Origin of the sequence: Lactobacillus sp. RTP31084st1_F9_RTP31084_210423 (genome assembly GCF_040919545.1) — a bacterium.
In the GTDB taxonomy this organism is placed as follows: domain Bacteria; phylum Bacillota; class Bacilli; order Lactobacillales; family Lactobacillaceae; genus Lactobacillus; species Lactobacillus paragasseri.
The window spans coordinates 292,350-311,529 of the sequence record NZ_JBCOVH010000002.1; the positions used below are offsets into that span (position 1 = coordinate 292,350).

29 protein-coding genes are annotated in these 19,180 nt (G+C 38.1%); 28 read left to right on the forward strand and 1 reads right to left on the reverse strand.

Features of this window, described 5'->3' with window-relative positions; translation table 11 throughout:
- The first annotated feature begins 10 nt into the window (after positions 1-10).
- Positions 11-3,682 (forward strand): DNA-directed RNA polymerase subunit beta', encoded by a 3,672-nt coding sequence (gene rpoC, locus AB5359_RS06645; RefSeq protein ID WP_048685592.1) that lies wholly within the window; start codon positions 11-13, stop codon positions 3,680-3,682.
- Positions 3,683-3,749: 67 nt separating this feature from the next.
- On the opposite strand, the gene AB5359_RS06650 is transcribed toward rpoC, so the two are convergent.
- Positions 3,750-4,427: a prepilin peptidase gene (locus AB5359_RS06650; RefSeq protein ID WP_020807219.1), complete on the reverse strand. Its 678-nt coding sequence runs from the start codon at positions 4,425-4,427 to the stop codon at positions 3,750-3,752.
- A gap of 167 nt (positions 4,428-4,594) precedes the next feature.
- Between AB5359_RS06650 and rpsL the strand changes: the two genes are divergently transcribed.
- From rpsL to infA, 27 genes are all read left to right on the forward strand, one after another.
- Positions 4,595-5,002: a 30S ribosomal protein S12 gene (gene rpsL / locus AB5359_RS06655; RefSeq protein ID WP_003647838.1), complete on the forward strand. Its 408-nt coding sequence runs from the start codon at positions 4,595-4,597 to the stop codon at positions 5,000-5,002.
- Positions 5,003-5,027: 25 nt separating this feature from the next.
- A complete protein-coding gene (gene rpsG / locus AB5359_RS06660; protein ID WP_003647837.1) occupies positions 5,028-5,498 on the forward strand; it encodes a 30S ribosomal protein S7 in 471 nt (156 codons plus the stop codon).
- A gap of 29 nt (positions 5,499-5,527) precedes the next feature.
- Positions 5,528-7,624 (forward strand): elongation factor G, encoded by a 2,097-nt coding sequence (gene fusA, locus AB5359_RS06665; protein WP_003647836.1) that lies wholly within the window; start codon positions 5,528-5,530, stop codon positions 7,622-7,624.
- A gap of 270 nt (positions 7,625-7,894) precedes the next feature.
- On the forward strand, positions 7,895-8,203 hold the full coding sequence (gene rpsJ / locus AB5359_RS06670; protein ID WP_003647835.1) for a 30S ribosomal protein S10: 309 nt from the start codon (positions 7,895-7,897) through the stop codon (positions 8,201-8,203).
- A gap of 26 nt (positions 8,204-8,229) precedes the next feature.
- Positions 8,230-8,859: a 50S ribosomal protein L3 gene (gene rplC, locus AB5359_RS06675; RefSeq protein WP_003649467.1), complete on the forward strand. Its 630-nt coding sequence runs from the start codon at positions 8,230-8,232 to the stop codon at positions 8,857-8,859.
- A 14-nt stretch (positions 8,860-8,873) separates the two neighbouring features.
- The gene (rplD, locus tag AB5359_RS06680) at positions 8,874-9,491 is read left to right on the forward strand and encodes a 50S ribosomal protein L4 (RefSeq protein WP_048685617.1); all 618 of its coding nucleotides are present in this window, start codon (positions 8,874-8,876) and stop codon (positions 9,489-9,491) included.
- Positions 9,491-9,787, forward strand: coding sequence for a 50S ribosomal protein L23 (rplW, locus tag AB5359_RS06685; protein WP_003647833.1), 297 nt, complete (start codon positions 9,491-9,493; stop codon positions 9,785-9,787). The genes rplD and rplW overlap by 1 nt, the downstream gene beginning before the upstream one ends.
- A gap of 19 nt (positions 9,788-9,806) precedes the next feature.
- The gene (gene rplB, locus AB5359_RS06690; protein WP_368279860.1) at positions 9,807-10,643 is read left to right on the forward strand and encodes a 50S ribosomal protein L2; all 837 of its coding nucleotides are present in this window, start codon (positions 9,807-9,809) and stop codon (positions 10,641-10,643) included.
- A 21-nt stretch (positions 10,644-10,664) separates the two neighbouring features.
- Positions 10,665-10,952: a 30S ribosomal protein S19 gene (gene rpsS, locus AB5359_RS06695; RefSeq protein ID WP_003647831.1), complete on the forward strand. Its 288-nt coding sequence runs from the start codon at positions 10,665-10,667 to the stop codon at positions 10,950-10,952.
- A 20-nt stretch (positions 10,953-10,972) separates the two neighbouring features.
- Positions 10,973-11,326 (forward strand): 50S ribosomal protein L22, encoded by a 354-nt coding sequence (gene rplV / locus AB5359_RS06700; protein WP_003649465.1) that lies wholly within the window; start codon positions 10,973-10,975, stop codon positions 11,324-11,326.
- A 14-nt stretch (positions 11,327-11,340) separates the two neighbouring features.
- Positions 11,341-12,009: a 30S ribosomal protein S3 gene (gene rpsC / locus AB5359_RS06705; RefSeq protein WP_003649464.1), complete on the forward strand. Its 669-nt coding sequence runs from the start codon at positions 11,341-11,343 to the stop codon at positions 12,007-12,009.
- A 2-nt stretch (positions 12,010-12,011) separates the two neighbouring features.
- On the forward strand, positions 12,012-12,449 hold the full coding sequence (rplP, locus tag AB5359_RS06710) for a 50S ribosomal protein L16 (protein ID WP_003647829.1): 438 nt from the start codon (positions 12,012-12,014) through the stop codon (positions 12,447-12,449).
- Complete coding sequence (rpmC, locus tag AB5359_RS06715) at positions 12,439-12,636, forward strand: 50S ribosomal protein L29 (RefSeq protein WP_048685620.1); 198 nt, start codon at positions 12,439-12,441, stop codon at positions 12,634-12,636. The genes rplP and rpmC overlap by 11 nt, the downstream gene beginning before the upstream one ends.
- 22 nt (positions 12,637-12,658) lie before the next feature.
- Positions 12,659-12,925 (forward strand): 30S ribosomal protein S17, encoded by a 267-nt coding sequence (rpsQ, locus tag AB5359_RS06720; RefSeq protein ID WP_048685621.1) that lies wholly within the window; start codon positions 12,659-12,661, stop codon positions 12,923-12,925.
- Positions 12,926-12,958: 33 nt separating this feature from the next.
- Positions 12,959-13,327 (forward strand): 50S ribosomal protein L14, encoded by a 369-nt coding sequence (gene rplN / locus AB5359_RS06725; RefSeq protein ID WP_003649463.1) that lies wholly within the window; start codon positions 12,959-12,961, stop codon positions 13,325-13,327.
- Positions 13,328-13,347: 20 nt separating this feature from the next.
- Positions 13,348-13,587, forward strand: a complete 240-nt coding sequence (gene rplX, locus AB5359_RS06730; RefSeq protein WP_368279862.1) for a 50S ribosomal protein L24 — start codon at positions 13,348-13,350, stop codon at positions 13,585-13,587.
- A 14-nt stretch (positions 13,588-13,601) separates the two neighbouring features.
- Positions 13,602-14,144 carry a 50S ribosomal protein L5 gene (gene rplE, locus AB5359_RS06735; RefSeq protein WP_003649462.1) on the forward strand — a complete coding sequence of 181 codons (543 nt, stop codon included), beginning with the start codon at positions 13,602-13,604 and terminating at the stop codon, positions 14,142-14,144.
- A 14-nt stretch (positions 14,145-14,158) separates the two neighbouring features.
- Positions 14,159-14,344, forward strand: coding sequence for a type Z 30S ribosomal protein S14 (locus AB5359_RS06740; protein WP_003647824.1), 186 nt, complete (start codon positions 14,159-14,161; stop codon positions 14,342-14,344).
- 24 nt (positions 14,345-14,368) lie between these two features.
- Positions 14,369-14,767, forward strand: coding sequence for a 30S ribosomal protein S8 (gene rpsH / locus AB5359_RS06745; protein WP_003647823.1), 399 nt, complete (start codon positions 14,369-14,371; stop codon positions 14,765-14,767).
- Between the two features lie 24 nt (positions 14,768-14,791).
- Positions 14,792-15,322, forward strand: coding sequence for a 50S ribosomal protein L6 (rplF, locus tag AB5359_RS06750; protein ID WP_003649461.1), 531 nt, complete (start codon positions 14,792-14,794; stop codon positions 15,320-15,322).
- 27 nt (positions 15,323-15,349) lie between these two features.
- Positions 15,350-15,709 carry a 50S ribosomal protein L18 gene (gene rplR / locus AB5359_RS06755; RefSeq protein ID WP_003647821.1) on the forward strand — a complete coding sequence of 120 codons (360 nt, stop codon included), beginning with the start codon at positions 15,350-15,352 and terminating at the stop codon, positions 15,707-15,709.
- A 17-nt stretch (positions 15,710-15,726) separates the two neighbouring features.
- Entirely contained in the window at positions 15,727-16,251 is a 525-nt protein-coding gene (gene rpsE / locus AB5359_RS06760) for a 30S ribosomal protein S5 (protein WP_003647820.1), read from the forward strand.
- A gap of 9 nt (positions 16,252-16,260) precedes the next feature.
- Positions 16,261-16,446, forward strand: a complete 186-nt coding sequence (gene rpmD / locus AB5359_RS06765; protein WP_024273012.1) for a 50S ribosomal protein L30 — start codon at positions 16,261-16,263, stop codon at positions 16,444-16,446.
- 25 nt (positions 16,447-16,471) lie between these two features.
- Entirely contained in the window at positions 16,472-16,912 is a 441-nt protein-coding gene (rplO, locus tag AB5359_RS06770; protein ID WP_003649460.1) for a 50S ribosomal protein L15, read from the forward strand.
- The gene (gene secY / locus AB5359_RS06775) at positions 16,912-18,207 is read left to right on the forward strand and encodes a preprotein translocase subunit SecY (protein WP_003649458.1); all 1,296 of its coding nucleotides are present in this window, start codon (positions 16,912-16,914) and stop codon (positions 18,205-18,207) included. The genes rplO and secY overlap by 1 nt, the downstream gene beginning before the upstream one ends.
- Positions 18,208-18,218: 11 nt before the next feature.
- Entirely contained in the window at positions 18,219-18,872 is a 654-nt protein-coding gene (locus tag AB5359_RS06780; protein WP_003647817.1) for an adenylate kinase, read from the forward strand.
- Positions 18,873-18,945: 73 nt separating this feature from the next.
- Positions 18,946-19,167, forward strand: a complete 222-nt coding sequence (gene infA, locus AB5359_RS06785) for a translation initiation factor IF-1 (RefSeq protein WP_003647816.1) — start codon at positions 18,946-18,948, stop codon at positions 19,165-19,167.
- Positions 19,168-19,180 lie beyond the last annotated feature (13 nt).

Consider the following 19,180-nt stretch of genomic DNA (forward strand, 5'->3'; position numbering starts at 1 on the left):
GGTTAAACTTTTGATCGACGTAAATAAGTTTGAAAGTATGCAAATTGGTTTGGCTTCTCCAAACAAGATCAGAAGTTGGTCTTATGGCGAAGTTAAAAAGCCAGAAACTATCAACTATCGTACTTTGAAACCAGAAAAAGATGGTTTGTTCGATGAAAGAATTTTCGGACCAACTAAGGACTGGTCTTGTGCTTGTGGTAAGTACAAGGGTATTCGTTATCGCGGTATTGTTTGTGACCGATGTGGTGTAGAAGTTACTTCTGCTAAAGTTAGAAGAGAACGTATGGGTCACATTGAATTAGCTGCACCAGTTTCACATATCTGGTATTTCAAGGGTATCCCATCTCGTATGGGATTAGTGTTAGATATTTCACCTCGTGCACTTGAAGAAGTAATATATTTTGCTGCTTACATTGTAATTGACGCAGGTGATACTGATCTTGAAGATAAGCAACTTCTTACAGAAGCTGAATATCGTGAAAAGAAAGCAAAATTCGGTAACCGTTTTGAAGCTAAGATGGGTGCTGAAGCTGTAAAGGAACTTCTTGAGCAAGTAGATATTGATAAAGAAGTTCATGACTTAAAAGAAGAATTAAAGACTGCTACTGGTCAAAAGAGAACTCGTGCTATCAGAAGATTAGATATCTTAGATGCATTTAAGAATTCAGGCAACAAGCCTTCATGGATGGTTATGGATTGTATTCCAGTTATTCCACCTGATTTAAGACCAATGGTTCAACTTGATGGTGGTCGTTTTGCAACTTCTGACTTGAATGATTTATATAGACGTGTAATTAACCGTAACAATCGTTTGAAGAGATTATTAGACTTAAATGCACCTAGAATTATTGTTCAAAATGAAAAACGTATGCTTCAAGAAGCTGTTGATGCATTAATTGATAATGGTAGACGTGGTCGTCCGGTTGTAGGACCAGGTAACCGTCCACTTAAGTCTCTTTCTCACATGTTAAAGGGTAAGCAAGGACGTTTCCGTCAAAACTTGCTTGGTAAGCGTGTTGACTACTCAGGTCGTTCAGTTATCGATGTTTCACCAAAGTTGAAGTTTTATCAATGTGGTGTTCCACGACCAATGGCTTTAGAGTTATTTAAGCCATTTGTGATGCATGAATTAGTAAAACGTGGTTTAGCATCTAACATTAAGAACGCTAAGCGTAAGATTGATCGTGAAGATGACGATATCTGGGATATCTTAGAAGATGTAATTAAGGAAAGACCAGTTCTTTTGAACCGTGCACCTACTCTTCACCGTCTAGGTATTCAAGCATTTGAACCAGTTTTGGTGCCAGGTAAGTCAATTCGTCTTCACCCACTTGCTTGTGAAGCTTACAATGCCGACTTTGATGGTGACCAGATGGCCATTCACGTTCCATTATCTGATGAAGCTGTAGCAGAATCACGTTTGCTTATGCTTGCTGCTCACCATATCTTGGCTCCTAAGGATGGTAAGCCAATCGTTACTCCTTCTCAGGATATTGTTTTAGGTAACTACTGGCTAACTCAAGCAGAACGTGGTCGTGAAGGCGAAGGTATGATTTTTGATTCACCAGCTGAAGCAGCTATTGCATATGCAAATGGTGATATTCACTACCACACTCGTATTGGTTTAGCGGCTGATTCAATGCCTGAAAAGCCATGGCCAAAGGGATATGAACACGGAATTTTTGTAACTACTTATGGTAAGTTAGTCTTCAACCAAATTTTCCCTAAGGATTTCTTCTACATTAATGATCCTACTCAAGAAAATCTTACTCATCCTGTGGATGAAAGATACTTCTTACAACCAGGTGAAGATATCCATGAAAAGCTTGACAATATGAAGCTTGGAAAGGCATTTAAGAAAGGATTCTTATCAGATTCCATTGCTCAAATTTACAAGGATTATAAAGTTCAAAGAACTTCTGATTTCTTGGATGACTTGAAGGAATTAGGTTACACCGTATGTACTACTTCTGGTTTGACTATTGGTGTCGAAGATATTCCTACAATTACTGATAAGGATGATATCGTAGCAGAAGCTCGTAAGAAAGTTGATGTAGTTTCTAAGCAGTATCGTCGTGGTTTGATTACTGATGAAGAAAGACATGATCGAGTAATTAGTATTTGGAATAATTGTAAAGATATTGTTCAAAACGAAATTGCTCAAATTCATGCCCCAAGAAACCCAATTACAATCATGGCGGATTCTGGTGCTCGTGGTAACATTTCTAACTTTACTCAACTTGCTGGTATGCGTGGATTGATGGCCGCTCCTAACGGAGGAATGATGGAAATTCCTGTTACCTCAAACTTCCGTGAAGGATTATCTGTTTTGGAAATGTTCATGTCTACTCACGGTGCTCGTAAAGGTATGACGGATACTGCTTTGAAGACTGCCAACTCAGGTTACTTAACCCGTCGTTTGGTAGACGTAGCTCAAGACGTTATCATTCGTGAAGAAGATTGTGGCACTGATCGTGGCTTGACTGTTCATGCAATTACTGAAGGCGATGAAATGATTGAACCATTATTTGATCGTCTAGTAGGTCGCTACACTTCTAAGAGCGTTTATGATCCAGAAACTCATGAAGTTATCTGCCCAGCAGATGTCTTAATGGATGAAGATATGGCTCATAAGATTGTTGATGCTGGCGTTACTGAAGTAACTATTCGTTCCGTATTTACTTGCAACACTCAACATGGTGTATGTAAGAAATGTTATGGTATGAACCTTGCTACTGGTGACGATGTTGAAGTTGGTGAAGCAGTAGGTACTGTTGCTGCTCAATCTATCGGTGAACCTGGTACTCAGTTGACTATGCGTAACTTCCACAACGGTGGTGTTGCCGGTGCTGCAGATATTACTCAAGGTTTACCTCGTGTTCAAGAATTGTTTGAAGCTCGTAATCCTAAAGGACGTGCTACAATTTCTGAAGTAACTGGTGAAATAACTTCAATTGAAGAAGATCCAGCAGAACACACTCGTCAAATTACAGTAAAGGGTCAAACAGATACTCGTACTTATGATGTACCATATACTGCATCTGTAGCAGTTGCTGAAGGTGACCATGTTGTACGTGGAGATAAATTGACTCTTGGTTCTATCGATCCTAAGGAATTGATTCGTGTACGTGATGCATTGACTACTGAAAAATACATTCTAAGCGAAATTCAAAAAGCTTATAGAATGCAGGGTGTAGAAATTGCCGATAAGCACGTTGAAGTTATGGCACGTCAAATGCTTCAAAAGGTTCGTATTCTTGATCCAGGTGAAACTGATATCTTACCAGGTGAATTGATGGATATTGGTGAATTTAAGGCAAGAAACCGTGAGGTAATTATTTCTGGTGGTATTCCTGCAACTGCACAAAGTGTAATTCTTGGTATTACCAAGGCCGCTCTTGAAACTAACAGTTTCTTGTCTGCAGCTTCATTCCAGGAAACTACTCGTGTTCTTACTGATGCTTCTATTCGTGGAAAGAACGATCCATTACTTGGTCTTAAGGAAAATGTTATCATTGGTAAGATTATTCCTGCTGGTACTGGTATGCCTGTTTACCGCGAAATGGAACCTAAGGTTGACATTCCTGAAGATGAAAAGAAAAAGTCAGTTTATTCTATAGCTGATATTGAAAAGAAATTAGCTGCAGCTGATGCAGAAAAGGACAATGGCTCAGCTGACTAATCATCCTTTTAAAACTTAAACATTTGTGTTAAAAAAGTCTATTCGCTTTTGTGCGAATAGACTTTTTTTATATGAAATTATAAAAAATAATACTCAGAAATATAAAAGGTATGAAAGGATATTGTTTTTTGTTCCGAGCAATTAAATGAGTAATTATCAGAAAAATGGATGACAATAGGAAAAGATACTCAGCAATGTAGAAGTTATAGTAAAAAATAAGAATAATAAAAATTATTGTATCGCCATAACCAAATTTCTTTTTCAAATTCATTATTAAAAAACTCAATATAACGAAAGAAATTAACATCCATTCAATTGGAGTGTAATCAGAAATAAAGTAGGAAATTTTAAATCCTACTATTGCTATAAGTGGGATAAGGATTTGAACTGGAAAAGATTGATCAAAATAATCAAAAATACTAATTAAAAAAATAAAAATAATAAAAAGGTATGAAATTTGATTAGTAAGCGGATTTAACGGCATAAAAGCTAATCCACCTAAAATTTCGCAATAAAATGTTTCAATAGGAATATAAGCGTGACAGAAGAAACATTTTCCTTGATATCTTAGAAAAGAAAAAATAGGTATTTGGTTAAGAAGCGTAAGCGGGATTTGGCAGTTATCACAATGAGATTTATCGGTTATAAAGTCTTCTGTCTCAAAGCGCTGAACAATTACTAGTAAATGGGAACCAATAATACTACCGATTATAAAATTAAGTATATAAATAAATGAGTTTGACATCTTTTAACCTCCAATATTTATATACGCAAAATCAAAAAAATTTTTTTAAAATGTTTACGGAATTAAAAAATCATGTTACACTAGCCATTGTGCTATTAAAAACATGATATCCGTGAGGCCAAAAAAGAAACTCCCGGATGTGTGAACAATTTTAGGAGGAAATTTTAATGCCAACAATTAACCAATTGGTTAGAAAAGGCCGTCACTCAAAGACGACTAAATCTGATTCACCAGCTTTAAACTATGCTTACAACAGCATGAAGAAAAAGATGAACTACAATCCAGCACCTCAAATGCGTGGTGTTGCAACTCGTGTAGGTACTATGACACCTAAGAAGCCTAACTCAGCTTTACGTAAGTATGCTCGTGTTCGTCTTTCAAACTTAATCGAAGTTACTGCTTACATTCCTGGTATTGGTCATAACTTGCAAGAACACTCCGTTGTTTTAATTCGTGGTGGTCGTGTAAAGGACCTTCCTGGTGTTCGTTACCACATCATTCGTGGTGCTTTGGATACTGCAGGTGTTGATGGTAGAAAACAAGGCCGTTCTAAGTACGGTGCTAAGAAAGGTTAAAACAGTTAAATAGGAGGGACTACTAATGCCTAGAAAAGGTAATGTTGCTAAGAGAGATGTTTTAGCAGATCCAGTTTACAACTCTAAATTGGTTACTAAATTAATTAACCACTTAATGATTGATGGTAAGAAAGCAAAGGCATCTTCAATTCTTTATGATGCTTTTGGTATTATTCAAGATAAGACTGGTAAAGAACCAGTTGAAGTTTTTGAAGAAGCAATGAACAATGTTATGCCAGTTTTGGAAGTTAAAGCTCGCCGTATCGGTGGTTCTAACTACCAAATCCCAGTTGAAGTTCGCCCAGAAAGAAGAACTACTCTCGGCTTAAGATGGCTTGTTTCTTACGCTCGTTTACGTAATGAACATACTATGGATGAACGTCTTGCAAACGAAATTATGGATGCTGCTAACAATACTGGTTCAGCAGTTAAGAAACGTGAAGACGTCCACAGAATGGCAGAAGCAAACCGTGCATTTGCTCACTACCGCTTCTAATCGTTAGTTTGTAAAAGGAGATTAATCTTATGGCTAACAAACGTGAATTCCCTTTGGATAAGACACGTAACATTGGTATTATGGCTCACATCGATGCCGGTAAAACTACCACTACTGAACGTATTTTGTACTATACTGGTAAGATCCACAAAATTGGTGAAACTCACGAAGGTGACTCACAAATGGACTGGATGGATGAAGAAAAGGAACGTGGTATCACTATTACTTCCGCAGCTACTACTGCTCAATGGAAGGATTACCGAATTAACATCATTGATACCCCAGGACACGTTGACTTTACTATCGAAGTAGAACGTTCCCTTCGTGTTCTTGATGGTGCGGTAACTGTTCTTGATGCTCAAGCTGGTGTTGAACCACAAACTGAAAATGTTTGGCGTCAAGCTGAAACTTACGGCGTTCCTCGTATTGTTTTCGTTAACAAGATGGATAAGATTGGTGCTGACTTTGATAAATCTGTTAAGTCATTGCACGAACGCTTAAACGCAAACGCACATGCTGTTCAAATGCCTATTGGTTCAGCAGATACCTTTGAAGGTGTTATTGACTTAATCAATATGGTAGCTGACGTTTACGATGAAGATAAGCTTGGTTCAAAATGGGATACTATTCCTGTTCCTGATGAATACAAGGAAGAGGCTTTAAAGCGTCGTAACGAATTAATTGAAGCTGTTGCTGATGTTGATGACGGCATTATGGACAAGTACCTTGGTGGTGAAGAAATCTCTAATGATGAATTAAAAGCAGCTATCCGTAAAGCTACTTTGAACTTGGAATTCTTCCCAGTTTATGCTGGTTCAGCATTTAAGAACAAGGGTGTTCAAATGATGCTTGATGGTGTTATTGATTACCTACCATCACCACTTGACGTAAAACCTTACGTTGCTCATGATCCTAAGACTGGTGACGAAGTTGAACTTATGGCTGACGATAAGAAGCCATTTGCAGCTTTAGCATTTAAGATTGCAACAGATCCATTTGTTGGTCGTTTAACTTTCATCCGTGTTTACACTGGTTCACTTCAATCTGGTTCTTACGTATTGAATGCATCAAAGAATGCTCGTGAACGTGTTGGACGTTTACTTCAAATGCACGCTAACTCAAGAACTGAAATTCCTGAAGTATTCTCAGGTGATATTGCTGGTGCTATTGGTTTGAAGAACACTACTACTGGTGATTCTTTAACTGATCCAGATCACCCACTTATTTTGGAAAGTTTACAAGTTCCAGATCCAGTTATTCAAGTATCTGTTGAACCTAAGTCAAAAGCTGACCGTGATAAGATGGATGTTGCTTTACAAAAGCTTACTGAAGAAGACCCAACTTTCCGTGCTGAAACCAACCCAGAAACTGGTCAAACTTTGATTTCAGGTATGGGTGAATTACACTTAGACATCATGGTTGAACGTATGAAGCGTGAATTTAACGTTGAAGCAACTATTGGTGAACCTCAAGTTGCTTACCGTGAAACCTTTACTAAGGAAGCTAAAGCACAAGGTAAGTTCGTTCGTCAATCTGGTGGTAAAGGTCAATATGGTGATGTTTGGATTGACTTTACTCCAAACGAAGAAGGAAAGGGTTACGAATTCGAAGATGCTATCGTCGGTGGTGTTGTTCCTCGTGAATTTATTCCTTCAGTTGACCAAGGTTTACAAGAAGCTATGAAGAATGGTGTTCTTGCAGGTTACCCATTAATTGATGTTAAGGCTAAGTTGTACGATGGTAGTTACCACGAAGTCGACTCATCAGAAGCTGCTTTCAAGGTTGCTGCTTCTCTTGCTTTGAGAAATGCTGCTGCTAAGGCTGGCGCCGTTATTCTTGAACCTATCATGAAAGTTCAAGTAACCACTCCAGAAGAATACTTAGGTGATGTAATGGGATCAATTACAGCACGTCGTGGTTCTATGGAAGGTATGGAAGACAGAGCAGGTGCTAAAGTAATCAACTCATTTGTTCCACTTTCAGAAATGTTTGGTTACGCAACTACTTTGCGTTCATCAACTCAAGGTCGTGGTACGTTTACAATGGTATTTGACCACTACTCACCAACTCCTAAATCTATTCAAGCTGAAATCATTAAAAAACGTGGTGGAGAAGACGCTGAATAATTTATAAATAGAGAGTTTGAAAAAGAGATATCATTTGATATCTCTTTTTTTGTATAAAAAAATAAAATAAATGCTGAGAAAGCTTGATATTTAAGGAAAGACAAAGTACAATAGTAAACGTGCGAAAATATTGGAGGGGTATGCCCCGCGCACAAAAAGCAATGCTTTGACGCAAAAGGTTGCGGCACACCAGGCTGCATTGCCACAGAGGTGAGTCGGTAATTTTTGCCGAGCTAGTCATCTTTTAAAGAAGACGAAGGAGGTTATTAGATGGCAAGTCAACAAATTCGTATTAGATTAAAGTCATACGAACATGGTATTCTCGATGAATCAGCTGCTAAAATTGTAGCTACCGCTGAAAGAACTGGAGCACAAATTTCTGGTCCTGTTCCACTACCTACGGAAAGAACTTTATTCACTGTTTTACGTTCACCACACAAGAACAAAGATTCACGTGAACAATTTGAAATCCGTACACATAAGCGTTTAATTGATATTTTGAATCCAACACCTAAGACTGTTGATTCATTAATGAAGCTTGATTTACCAAGCGGCGTTGATATCGAGATTAAATTATAATTTAAAACATATATGGAGGTGTAATCATGACCAAAGGAATCTTAGGAAGAAAGGTCGGTATGACTCAAATCTTCACTAAAAACGGCATCTTGGTTCCTGTAACTGTTATTGAAGCAACCCCTAACGTTGTTTTACAAGTTAAAACTAACGAATCAGACGGTTACGAAGCAGTTCAAGTAGGTTACCAAGACATGCGTGAAGTATTGAGCAACAAACCTGCCAAAGGTCATGCTGCAAAAGCAAAGACTTCACCTAAGCGCTTCATTCGGGAAATCCGCGATGTCGAGCTTAAGGATTACGAAGTCGGCTCAGAAATCACGGTGGACTCATTTAGTGAAGGTGACGTAGTTGACGTTACTGGAACTACAAGAGGTCATGGTACTCAAGGTAACATCAAGCGGTGGGGCCAATCAAGAGGTCCAGAAACCCACGGTTCTAGATACCACAGAATCCCAGGTTCAATGGGTTCAATCATTAACCGTGTACCTAAGGGTAAGAAGTTACCTGGTCACATGGGTGGTAAGAAAGTTACCGTACAAAACTTAGTAATTGAAAAAGTTGTGCCTGAAAAGAACGTACTTTTAATCAAGGGTAATGTTCCAGGTGCAAAGAACTCATTAATTTTTGTAAAATCTGCTGCTAAAGCTGCTAAATAGGAAGGAGGACTATAATGGCTAATTTAGAAATTATCGATCAAAAAGGTAAGTCTGCAGGTAATGTAGATTTAAATGAAGAAATCTTCGGTATTGAACCTAATGAAAGTGTTGTTTTCGATGCAATCATTAGACAAAGAGCTGGTAAGCGTCGAGGCACTTCTGCTGTAAAGAACAGATCAGCTGTTCGTGGCGGTGGTAAGAAACCTTGGAGACAAAAAGGTACTGGTCGTGCTCGTCAAGGTTCTATTAGAGCTCCACAATGGCGTGGTGGTGGTACTGTATTTGGTCCAACTCCTCGTTCATACAAGATGGACATGCCTCGTAAAGCACGTCGTTTAGCTATGAAGTCAGTTCTTTCCCAAAAAGTTGCTGACAAAGATTTAATCATTCTTGATCAATTAACTTTAGAAGCACCTAAGACTAAAGAATTAAAGGCTATCTTAGATAATGCTAATGTTTCTGGTAAGGTTTTAGTTGTGTCTGATGATAAGAATGTTCAATTATCAGGTAAAAACCTTCCAAAAGTGAAAGTTGTACCTGTTAATGGCTTAAATGTTGTTGATGCGGTTGACTACCAAAAACTTGTATTAACTCAAGACGCTATTAAGAGAATTGAGGAGGTTTTGGCATAATGGATGCACGTGATATCATCTTACGGCCTGTAGTTACCGAAAAATCCATGAATTTAATGGATGATAAGAAGTATACTTTTGATGTGCTTGTATCAGCTACCAAGACTCAAGTTCGTAATGCTGTTGAAGAAATTTTTGATGTAAAAGTTAAGAATGTTAACATTATGAACGTTCGCGGTAAAGAAAAGAGAGTTGGTCGTTACACTGGTAAGACTGCTCGTCGTAGAAAAGCAATCGTTACTTTAACTGAAGATTCTAATGATATTAAGATCTTCAATGATAATAAAGAAAATTAGTAAATAGGAGGTCAGTCAATTGGCAATTATCAAATATAAGCCAACTACAAACGGCAGACGTAATATGACTTCTTCCGACTTTGCTGGAATTACCAAGAAAAAGCCTGAAAAGACTTTACTTGAATCTCAAAGTCATACTGCTGGTCGTAACTCATACGGTCATATTACTGTTAGACACCGTGGTGGTGGTCACAAACAAAAATACCGTATCATTGACTTCAAGCGTAATAAGGATGATGTAAAAGCAGTTGTTAAGGCTATTGAATATGATCCAAACAGAACTGCTAACATCGCTCTTCTTCACTACACTGACGGTATTAAAGCTTACATCTTAGCACCTAAAGGTCTAAAAGTTGGTACTGTTGTTGAATCTGGTCCAAATGCTGATATTAAGCCTGGTAATGCATTGCCATTATCTGCTATTCCAGCTGGTACTGAAATTCACAATATTGAATTAAAGCCTGGTAAAGGTGGTCAATTAGTAAGAAGTGCAGGTACTGTTGCACAAGTTCTTGGTAATGATGGTAAGTACACTTTAGTTAGACTTCAAAGTGGTGAAGTTCGTAAAATCTTATCAACTTGCCGTGCTACTATCGGTTCAGTTGGTAATGAACAACACTCATTAATTCAATTAGGTAAAGCTGGTCGTAAGCGTTGGTTGGGCAAGCGTCCACAATCTCGTGGTTCCGTAATGAACCCTAATGATCACCCACATGGTGGTGGTGAAGGTAAGGCTCCAGTTGGTCGCCCACAACCTATGACTCCATGGGGTAAGAAGTCTCGTGGTATTAAGACTAGAAACTCTAAGGCTAGAAGTGAAAAACTTATTATTCGTCACCGTAAAGGTAACAAGTAATTAAACGAAGGAGGTTAATTAATGAGCCGTAGTATTAAAAAAGGTCCTTTTGCTGATGCAAGCCTTTTAAAGAAGATCGAAGCCCAAGAAGGTTCCGAAAAGAAGCAAGTAATTAAAACATGGTCTCGTCGTTCAACTATTTTCCCTTCCTTTGTTGGTTTCACAATAGCTGTTTACGATGGAAGAAAACATGTACCAGTATACATTACTGAAGATATGGTTGGTCATAAGTTAGGTGAATTCGTACCTACTAGAACTTTCCGCGGTCACAAGGTCGCTGATAAGGCCACTACTACAGTAGGTAAATAATAGGAAGGAGAGACATCTAAATGGCAGAACAAATTAGTTCAGCTAAAGCTGAAGCAAGAACAGTTCGCATCGCTCCTAGAAAAGCCCGTTTGGTAGTAGACCTTATTCGTGGAAAGAGTGTTGCTGAAGCTCTCGCAATTTTACAATTTACGCCAAGAGCTGCTTCCCCAATCGTTGAAAAAGTGTTGAAGTCAGCTATTGCAAATGCTGAACACAACTACGATCTTGAAAGTGCAAATCTTTACGTATCAGAAGCATACGTTAACGAAGGTGCAACTTTAAAGAGATTTCGTCCACGTGCTAAGGGTATGGCTTCTCCAATTAACAAGAGAACAAGCCACGTAGTAGTTGTAGTATCTGAGAAGAACGATTAAGGGAGGTAAATTTAATGGGTCAAAAGATTAACCCAAATGGTTTCCGTCTCGGTGTTAACCGTGATTGGGAAGCAAAGTGGTATGCAGACAAAAACTACGCTGACACTTTAAATGAAGATTTACGTATTAGAAAGTTCATCTCTGAAAAGTTAGCTGATGCATCTGTTTCCACTGTGGAAATTGAACGTGCTGCAAACAGAATTAACATTTCTATCCACACTGCAAAACCTGGTATGGTTATCGGTAAAGGTGGTAAAGAAGTTGAAGCTTTAAGAAAACAACTTAGTGCTTTAACAAAAAAGAACGTTCACATTAATATTGTTGAAATTAAGAAGCCTGATTTAGATGCTAAATTAGTAGGCGAAGGTATTGCTCGTCAACTTGAAGCAAGAATTGCATTTAGACGTGCAACTCGTCAAGCAACTCAAAGATCTATGCGTTCTGGTGCTAAGGGTATCAAAGTTCAAACTGCTGGTCGTTTGAATGGTGCTGATATGGCAAGAAGAGAATGGCATACTGAAGGTAGTGTTCCACTTCATACTTTAAGAGCAGATATTGATTATGCTTGGGTAGAAGCTGCAACTACTTATGGTCAAATTGGTGTTAAGGTTTGGATCAATCGTGGTGAAATTCTACCACAACGTAAAAACAAACCTTCTAAGAAAGCGAAGGGAGGAAACTAATAGTGTTAGTACCTAAGCGTGTAAAGCACCGTCGTGAATTCCGCGGTAAAATGCGTGGTGAAGCTAAAGGCGGAAAGACCATTGCATTTGGTGAATATGGTTTAGAAGCTGTTGAATCTCACTGGATTACTAATAGACAAATCGAAGCCGCTCGTATTGCTATGACTCGTTTCATGAAGCGTGGCGGACGTGTTTGGATTAGAATCTTCCCACAAAAATCCTACACTGCAAAAGGTGTTGGTGTTCGTATGGGTTCCGGTAAAGGTGCACCAGCTGGTTGGGTAGCTGTTGTTAAAAGAGGCAAGATTATGTTTGAAATCGGTGGCGTTTCAGAAGACGTTGCTCGTGAAGCTTTAAGACTTGCTTCAAACAAGCTTCCAATTAAGACTAAGTTTGTTAAGAAGAGTTCGGAAGTAGGTGGCGAATCTAATGAAGGCTAAAGATATCAGAGCATTAACCACTGATCAAATGTTAGAAAAGGAAAAGCAATATAAAGGAGAACTTTTTAATTTGCGTTTCCAACAAGCAACGGGTCAATTAGAGAACACCGCTCGCTTGAGACAAGTCCGCAAGAACATTGCTAGAATTAAGACAATTCTTAGCGAAAAAGAATTGAGCAAGAATTAGTTAACGGAAGGGAGTTATTAACTTGAACGAAACTAACGAAAGAAATAATCGTCACGTATACCAAGGTCGAGTTGTTTCTGACAAGATGGATAAGACTATTACAGTTGTTGTAGATACCTACAAGAACCACCCTGTTTATAAGAAGCGTATTAAATACTCAAAGAAGTATTACGCTCACGATGAAAACAACGAAGCTAAGATTGGCGATACTGTTCGTATCATGGAAACCCGTCCATTATCACATGCGAAGCGTTACCGTCTAACTAAGATTGTTAAGAAGTCAATTTAATTACGCGGATTTTATTGAGGGGAGGATAAACTAGTGATCCAACACGAAAGCCGTTTAAAGGTTGCTGACAACTCCGGTGCAAGAGAACTCCTAGTTATCAAGGTTTTAGGTGGTTCTAAGCGTAAGACCGGTAATATTGGTGATATCGTAGTTGCTGCTGTTAAACAAGCAACACCAGGTGGCGTTGTCAAAAAAGGTGATGTTGTTAAAGCAGTTATTGTTAGAACAAAATCAGGTGCACGCCGTGAAGATGGTTCATACATCAAGTTCGACGAAAATGCAGCAGTTGTAATTAATGCTGATAAGAGTCCTCGTGGAACTCGTATTTTTGGGCCTGTAGCCCGTGAACTGCGTGAGCACGATTTCATGAAGATCGTATCTCTTGCTCCTGAAGTCTTATAATTTTTTAGGGAGGTGCACTGATGTTTGTTAAAACAGGTGACAAAGTAAAAGTTATTGCCGGTAAAGATAAAGGCAAAGAAGGCACTGTACTTTCAGTCAACGCCAAGACTAACCGTATTGTTGTCAAAGGTGTTAATAAGATCAAAAAGCATGAGAAACCTTCACAAGTCAACGCTAATGGTGGTGTGGTAGAAAAAGAAGGTTCTATCCATGCATCAAATGTAAAAGTTATTGCTAAAAAAGAAGATAACAACAAATAGGAGGGAGGACGCACATGGCAAACAGTTTAGTAGAAAAATATTCAAATGAAATCGCACCAGCTATGAACAAAAAGTTTAATTACGATTCAGTTATGGAAATTCCTAAAATTGATAAAATCGTTTTAAACATGGGTGTCGGTGATGCAGTTTCTAATGCAAAGAATCTTGATGAAGCTGTAGAAGAATTGACTTTAATCTCAGGTCAAAAGCCTTTGATTACTAAAGCTAAGAAATCAATCGCAAACTTCCGTTTACGTGAAGGTATGTCTATTGGTGCTAAGGTTACCCTTAGAGGCGATAGAATGTACGATTTCTTGTACAAATTAATCAACGTTTCTCTTCCTCGAGTTCGTGACTTCCGCGGAATCAGTTCTAGATCATTTGATGGTCGTGGTAACTACACTTTAGGTATCAAAGAACAATTGATTTTCCCAGAAATCGACTACGACAAGGTAAACCGTGTTAGAGGTTTGGACGTTGTTATTGTAACTACTGCCAATACAGATGAAGAAGCTCGTGAACTTCTTACTGAGTTTGGTATGCCTTTTGCTAAATAATTTGGAGGACATTAATGGCTAAAACATCACAAATCGTCAGAAATCATCGTCCTGCTAAGTTTTCATCTCGTGAATACACTCGTTGCGAGAGATGTGGCCGTCCACACTCTGTTTACCGCAAGTTCAAATTATGCCGTATTTGCTTAAAAGACTTAGCACACAAGGGTCAAATTCCTGGTGTTAAAAAGGCAAGTTGGTAATTAACGGTAAAGGAGGCAAATTAAATGGTCATGACAGATCCAATTGCAGATTACTTGACTAGAATTAGAAATGCTAACATGGCAAAACACAGTTCTGTTGAGATTCCTGCATCATCAATGAAGAAATCACTTAGTGAAATCTTAAAGAACGAAGGCTTTATTCGCGATTACCAAGTTGAAGATGACAACAAACAAGGTATGATCAAGATCTTCTTGAAATACGGTCCTAATAATGAACGTGTTATTTCAGGTTTAAAGCGTATTTCTAAGCCTGGTTTAAGAAACTACGTAAGTGCAGAAAACTTACCAAAAGTTCTTAATGGTCTTGGTATTGCTATCATTTCTACTTCTGCAGGTGTGATTACTGATAAAGAAGCTAGAGAAAAGAACGTCGGCGGCGAAGTTATTGCTTACGTTTGGTAATTTTGACAGAAAGGAGAACTATTAATGAGCCGAATTGGTTTAAAGGTCATCGAGGTTCCTGAAAAGGTCACAGTTACCAAAAATGGTGACGACATCACTGTTAAGGGACCAAAAGGTGAACTTACTAGATACTTTGATCCACGCATTACCTTTGAACAAAAAGATGGAGAAATTCATTTTAGTCGTTCAAATGAAGCTGATAAAGCTCTTCATGGTACTGAAAGAGCAAATCTTGCTTCCATGATTGAAGGTGTAACTGATGGATATGTTAAGAAGTTAACTTTAGTTGGTGTTGGATACCGTGCAGTTGCACAAGGTAAGAAATTAACTTTAAATGTTGGTTACTCTCACCCAGTTGTATTTGAAGCACCAGAAGGTGTTACAGTTAAAACTCCATCAGCAACTTCAATTGAAATTGAAGGTATTTCAAAACAAGTTGTAGGTCAATTTGCGGCAGAAATTCGTGATGTTCGTCCACCAGAACCTTACAAGGGTAAAGGTATTCGTTACGAAGACGAATATGTACGTCGCAAGGAAGGTAAGACTGGTAAATAATAAATAGAAAATTTTTGAGGTGAAATTGTGATTTCTAAACCAGATAAAAACAAATTACGCTTAAAGCGTCATAAACGTATTCGTGGAAAGATTTCTGGTACTGCTGAGCGCCCACGCTTAAGTGTTTTCCGTTCAAACAAAAACATCTACGCTCAATTAATTGATGATGTAGAGGGTGTAACGCTTGCAAGTGCCTCAACAAATGATAAAAATATTTCAGCTGAAGGTTCTAAGATGGAACAAGCTGCTGAAGTAGGTAAAGCTTTAGCTGAAACTGCTGCTAAGAAGAACATTAAGAGTGTTGTATTTGATAGAAGTGGTTACTTATACCACGGCCGTGTACAAGCTCTTGCTGATGCAGCACGTGAAAACGGATTAGAATTCTAGGAAAGGAGAATTAACTAATGGCAAACCGCAACGATTCTCGTAGAGATTCTCGTAAAGATCGTAAAAAAGACGATATTGAAGATCAATTAGTAGCAATTAACCGGATCACCAAGGTTGTTAAGGGTGGTCGTCGCATGAGATTTGCTGCTGTTGTAATCGTCGGCGATAGAAAAGGTCATGTAGGTTTTGGTACTGGTAAGGCTCAAGAAGTCCCAGAAGCTATCCGCAAGGCTGTTGAAGCTGGTAAAAAGAGAATGATTAAGGTACCTACTGTTGGTACTACTATTCCACATGAAGTTATGGGCCATTACGGTTCTGGTAACATTATGTTGAAACCTGCTGAAGCTGGTTCTGGTGTTGCTGCTGGTGGTGCTGTTCGTATTATCATGGATTTAGCTGGTATTTCAGATGTTACTTCTAAATCACTTGGTTCAAATACACCAATCAATGTTATCCGTGCTACTATGGACGGTTTGAGTAAGTTAAAGACTCGTGAAGACGTTTTGAAACTTCGTGAGTCAGCAAAAAGCTTAGAAGATTAAGGAGATTAAATAATGGATTTAAAAGTTACCTTAATTAAAAGCGTCGCACACCGTCTTCCAAAACAAAGAAAGATTGTTAAAGCTCTTGGTCTTGGTAAGGTAAATAGCACTGTTGTTCTTCCAGACAACGCTGCAACTCGTGGCGCTTTATTGAAGATTGCTCACCTGATCTCAGTTGAAGAGGTTAATAAGTAATTAGAATCCAAGGAGGTGCCAATTAATGAAGCTTAATGAATTAAAACCAAATGAAGGTTCACGTCGCAACAGAAAGCGTGTTGGTCGTGGTACTTCTAGTGGTTACGGTAAAACTGCTGGTCGTGGTCAAAAGGGTCAATTAGCTCGTACTGGCGGTAAAACACGTTTAGGTTTCGAAGGTGGTCAAATGCCATTATTCAGAAGAATGCCTAAGCGTGGTTTCAAGAACGTTAACCGCAAAGAATACGCTATTATTAATTTAAATGATTTAAATAGATTTGATGATGGTAGCGAAGTAACTATCGATACATTAAAATCATCAGGTTTAGTTAAAAAAGAACTTGCAGGAGTTAAGTTGTTAGCTAACGGTGAATTAAAGGTTAAGTTGACTGTAAAAGTTAACAAAGCCTCAGAAGCTGCTAAAAAAGCTGTTGAAGCCGCTGGCGGAACTGTTGAGGTGATCTAATGTTCTCGACCTTGAAGAACGCCTTTAAGGATAAAGATATTAGATCTAAAATCTTTTTTACACTCTTTATCCTGTTGCTTTATCGAATCGGAGCTAATATAACAGTTCCGGGAGTTAATGCAAAAGCTATTACACGGGTTGCACAAACTGGTTTAGTCCCAATGTTGGATACAGTCAGTGGTGGTGGATTAGATACATATTCAATCTTTTCTCTAGGTGTTTCACCTTATATTACTGCTCAAATTGTTATTCAATTACTCCAAATGGATATTGTTCCTAAGTTAGTTGAGTGGGGAAAGCAAGGAGAAGTTGGAAGACGAAAGACAAACCAAGTAACACGCTATCTTACTTTAGTAGTTGCTTTTGTTCAAAGTCTTGGGATTACTCTTGGCTTTAACGTTTTAACCGAAATGGGTTTAGTTAAAACGCAAACTCCTCAAACCTATATTGAGATTGCCATTATTATGACGGCTGGGACTATGCTTTTGACCTGGCTGGGTGATGAAATTACTGATAAAGGTTTAGGAAATGGTGTATCTGTAATTATTTTTGCAGGTATTATTGCCCGTCTTCCTAATGGAATTTATCAACTATTTAAAGATTTCATTATTAATAATAGTGCTAGCGATCGTTGGCAGGGGATTTTGTTCTTCATCGCGATCATTATTGCCATTTTACTAGTAACTCAATTTGTTACATGGTTTCAACAGGCTGATTTGCGAGTACCTATCCAGTATACTCGTAGGGCAGCAACAAGTGGCTCCGAAAGTTTCCTACCTTTAAAGGTTAACGTTTCTGGAGTTATTCCAGTTATTTTTGCCAGTTCCTTTATTATTACACCAGCTACAATTTTGATGGCTTTTCAAAGATCTCATGGAAATGAACAATGGTTTAAGATTTGTAATCAAATATTTAGTTTACAAACTACACCAGGTGCATTAATTTATACACTTTTGATTATTTTGTTCACTTTCTTCTATGCCTTTGTTCAAGTAAATCCAGAAAAGTTGGCTGAGAACTTGCAAAAGCAAGGAGCCTACATTCCTAGCGTTTGGCCAGGAAAAGATACACAAAAGTATGTATCTAAAATTTTAATTAGATTATCAACAGTAGGTGCGGTATTTTTAGGACTTGTTGCCTTGTTGCCGCAGCTTGCTACAAATATTTTTGGTTTACCAAGTTCAATTGGACTTGGCGGAACAAGTCTTTTAATCGTTATTGGTGTTGTTTTAGAGTTAGCCCGTCAAGTTGATGGACTACTAATGAAGCGCGAATACGTTGGATTTATTAGATAGTAAGGATAAAAATGATTAATTTAATTCTTTTAGGATTGCCTGGTGCAGGCAAAGGAACAGCTTCTGAAAGCATTGTAGATAAATATCACTTAGCACATATTTCTACAGGTGATATGTTCAGAGAAGCTATGGCTAATGAAACTCCAGTTGGTTTAGAAGCTAAAAGTTATATTGATAAAGGCGATTTAGTGCCAGACGAAGTTACTGCTAAGTTAGTTGAAGAACGTCTTAAGCAACCTGACACTAAGAATGGATTCATCTTAGATGGATTTCCAAGAACCACTGTTCAAGCTGAACTTCTTGAAGGTATAACTAAACGGTTAGAAAAGCCGTTAACTAATGTAATTGCAATTGATGTTGATGAAGATGTTTTAATCAAGCGCTTATCAGCACGCTACATTTGTAAAAATTGTGGTGCAACTTACAACAAGATTTCAAATCCAACTAAAGTAGAAGGTACTTGTGATCGTTGCGGAGGACATGAATTTTTCCAACGCGAGGATGACAAGCCAGAAGTTGTTAAAAATCGCTTAGAAGTTAACAAGAAGATGAATACTCCTCTTCGTGATTTTTATGAAGAAAAAGGAATTCTTTCAACTGTTAACGGTGAACAAACTCCGGAAAAAGTATTTGAAGACATTGACAAAATCTTAAGTAAAGATTAGTCTCTTATTGTTTTTTTTACATTCCGTGTTATAATGCCTAAGTGTGACTATTTGTTCATGTGGAGGAACAATTTTGGCAAAAGAAGATGTCATCGAAGTTGAAGGTAAGGTAGTTGATACCTTACCTAATGCTATGTTTAAAGTTGAATTAGAAAATGGTGCAACAATTTTAGCTCACGTTTCTGGTAAAATTAGAATGCACTACATTAGAATTTTACCTGGTGATAGAGTAACAGTTGAATTATCACCATATGATTTAACCAAGGGTAGGATTACGTATCGTTTTATTAAGTAATTACGGAGGCAAA

Excerpts from the sequence above, each read along its gene's own strand:
- AB5359_RS06650 (WP_020807219.1), bottom strand. The coding sequence starts at position 4,427 with ATGTCAAACTCATTTATTTATATACTTAATTTTATAATCGGTAGTATT.
- rpsL (WP_003647838.1), top strand. The coding sequence starts at position 4,595 with ATGCCAACAATTAACCAATTGGTTAGAAAAGGCCGTCACTCAAAGACG.
- rpsG (WP_003647837.1), top strand. The coding sequence starts at position 5,028 with ATGCCTAGAAAAGGTAATGTTGCTAAGAGAGATGTTTTAGCAGATCCA.
- fusA (WP_003647836.1), top strand. The coding sequence starts at position 5,528 with ATGGCTAACAAACGTGAATTCCCTTTGGATAAGACACGTAACATTGGT.
- rpsJ (WP_003647835.1), top strand. The coding sequence starts at position 7,895 with ATGGCAAGTCAACAAATTCGTATTAGATTAAAGTCATACGAACATGGT.
- rplC (WP_003649467.1), top strand. The coding sequence starts at position 8,230 with ATGACCAAAGGAATCTTAGGAAGAAAGGTCGGTATGACTCAAATCTTC.
- rplD (WP_048685617.1), top strand. The coding sequence starts at position 8,874 with ATGGCTAATTTAGAAATTATCGATCAAAAAGGTAAGTCTGCAGGTAAT.
- rplW (WP_003647833.1), top strand. The coding sequence starts at position 9,491 with ATGGATGCACGTGATATCATCTTACGGCCTGTAGTTACCGAAAAATCC.
- rpsS (WP_003647831.1), top strand. The coding sequence starts at position 10,665 with ATGAGCCGTAGTATTAAAAAAGGTCCTTTTGCTGATGCAAGCCTTTTA.
- rplV (WP_003649465.1), top strand. The coding sequence starts at position 10,973 with ATGGCAGAACAAATTAGTTCAGCTAAAGCTGAAGCAAGAACAGTTCGC.
- rpsC (WP_003649464.1), top strand. The coding sequence starts at position 11,341 with ATGGGTCAAAAGATTAACCCAAATGGTTTCCGTCTCGGTGTTAACCGT.
- rpmC (WP_048685620.1), top strand. The coding sequence starts at position 12,439 with ATGAAGGCTAAAGATATCAGAGCATTAACCACTGATCAAATGTTAGAA.
- rplX (WP_368279862.1), top strand. The coding sequence starts at position 13,348 with ATGTTTGTTAAAACAGGTGACAAAGTAAAAGTTATTGCCGGTAAAGAT.
- rplE (WP_003649462.1), top strand. The coding sequence starts at position 13,602 with ATGGCAAACAGTTTAGTAGAAAAATATTCAAATGAAATCGCACCAGCT.
- AB5359_RS06740 (WP_003647824.1), top strand. The coding sequence starts at position 14,159 with ATGGCTAAAACATCACAAATCGTCAGAAATCATCGTCCTGCTAAGTTT.
- rpsH (WP_003647823.1), top strand. The coding sequence starts at position 14,369 with ATGGTCATGACAGATCCAATTGCAGATTACTTGACTAGAATTAGAAAT.
- rplF (WP_003649461.1), top strand. The coding sequence starts at position 14,792 with ATGAGCCGAATTGGTTTAAAGGTCATCGAGGTTCCTGAAAAGGTCACA.
- rpsE (WP_003647820.1), top strand. The coding sequence starts at position 15,727 with ATGGCAAACCGCAACGATTCTCGTAGAGATTCTCGTAAAGATCGTAAA.
- rplO (WP_003649460.1), top strand. The coding sequence starts at position 16,472 with ATGAAGCTTAATGAATTAAAACCAAATGAAGGTTCACGTCGCAACAGA.
- secY (WP_003649458.1), top strand. The coding sequence starts at position 16,912 with ATGTTCTCGACCTTGAAGAACGCCTTTAAGGATAAAGATATTAGATCT.
- AB5359_RS06780 (WP_003647817.1), top strand. The coding sequence starts at position 18,219 with ATGATTAATTTAATTCTTTTAGGATTGCCTGGTGCAGGCAAAGGAACA.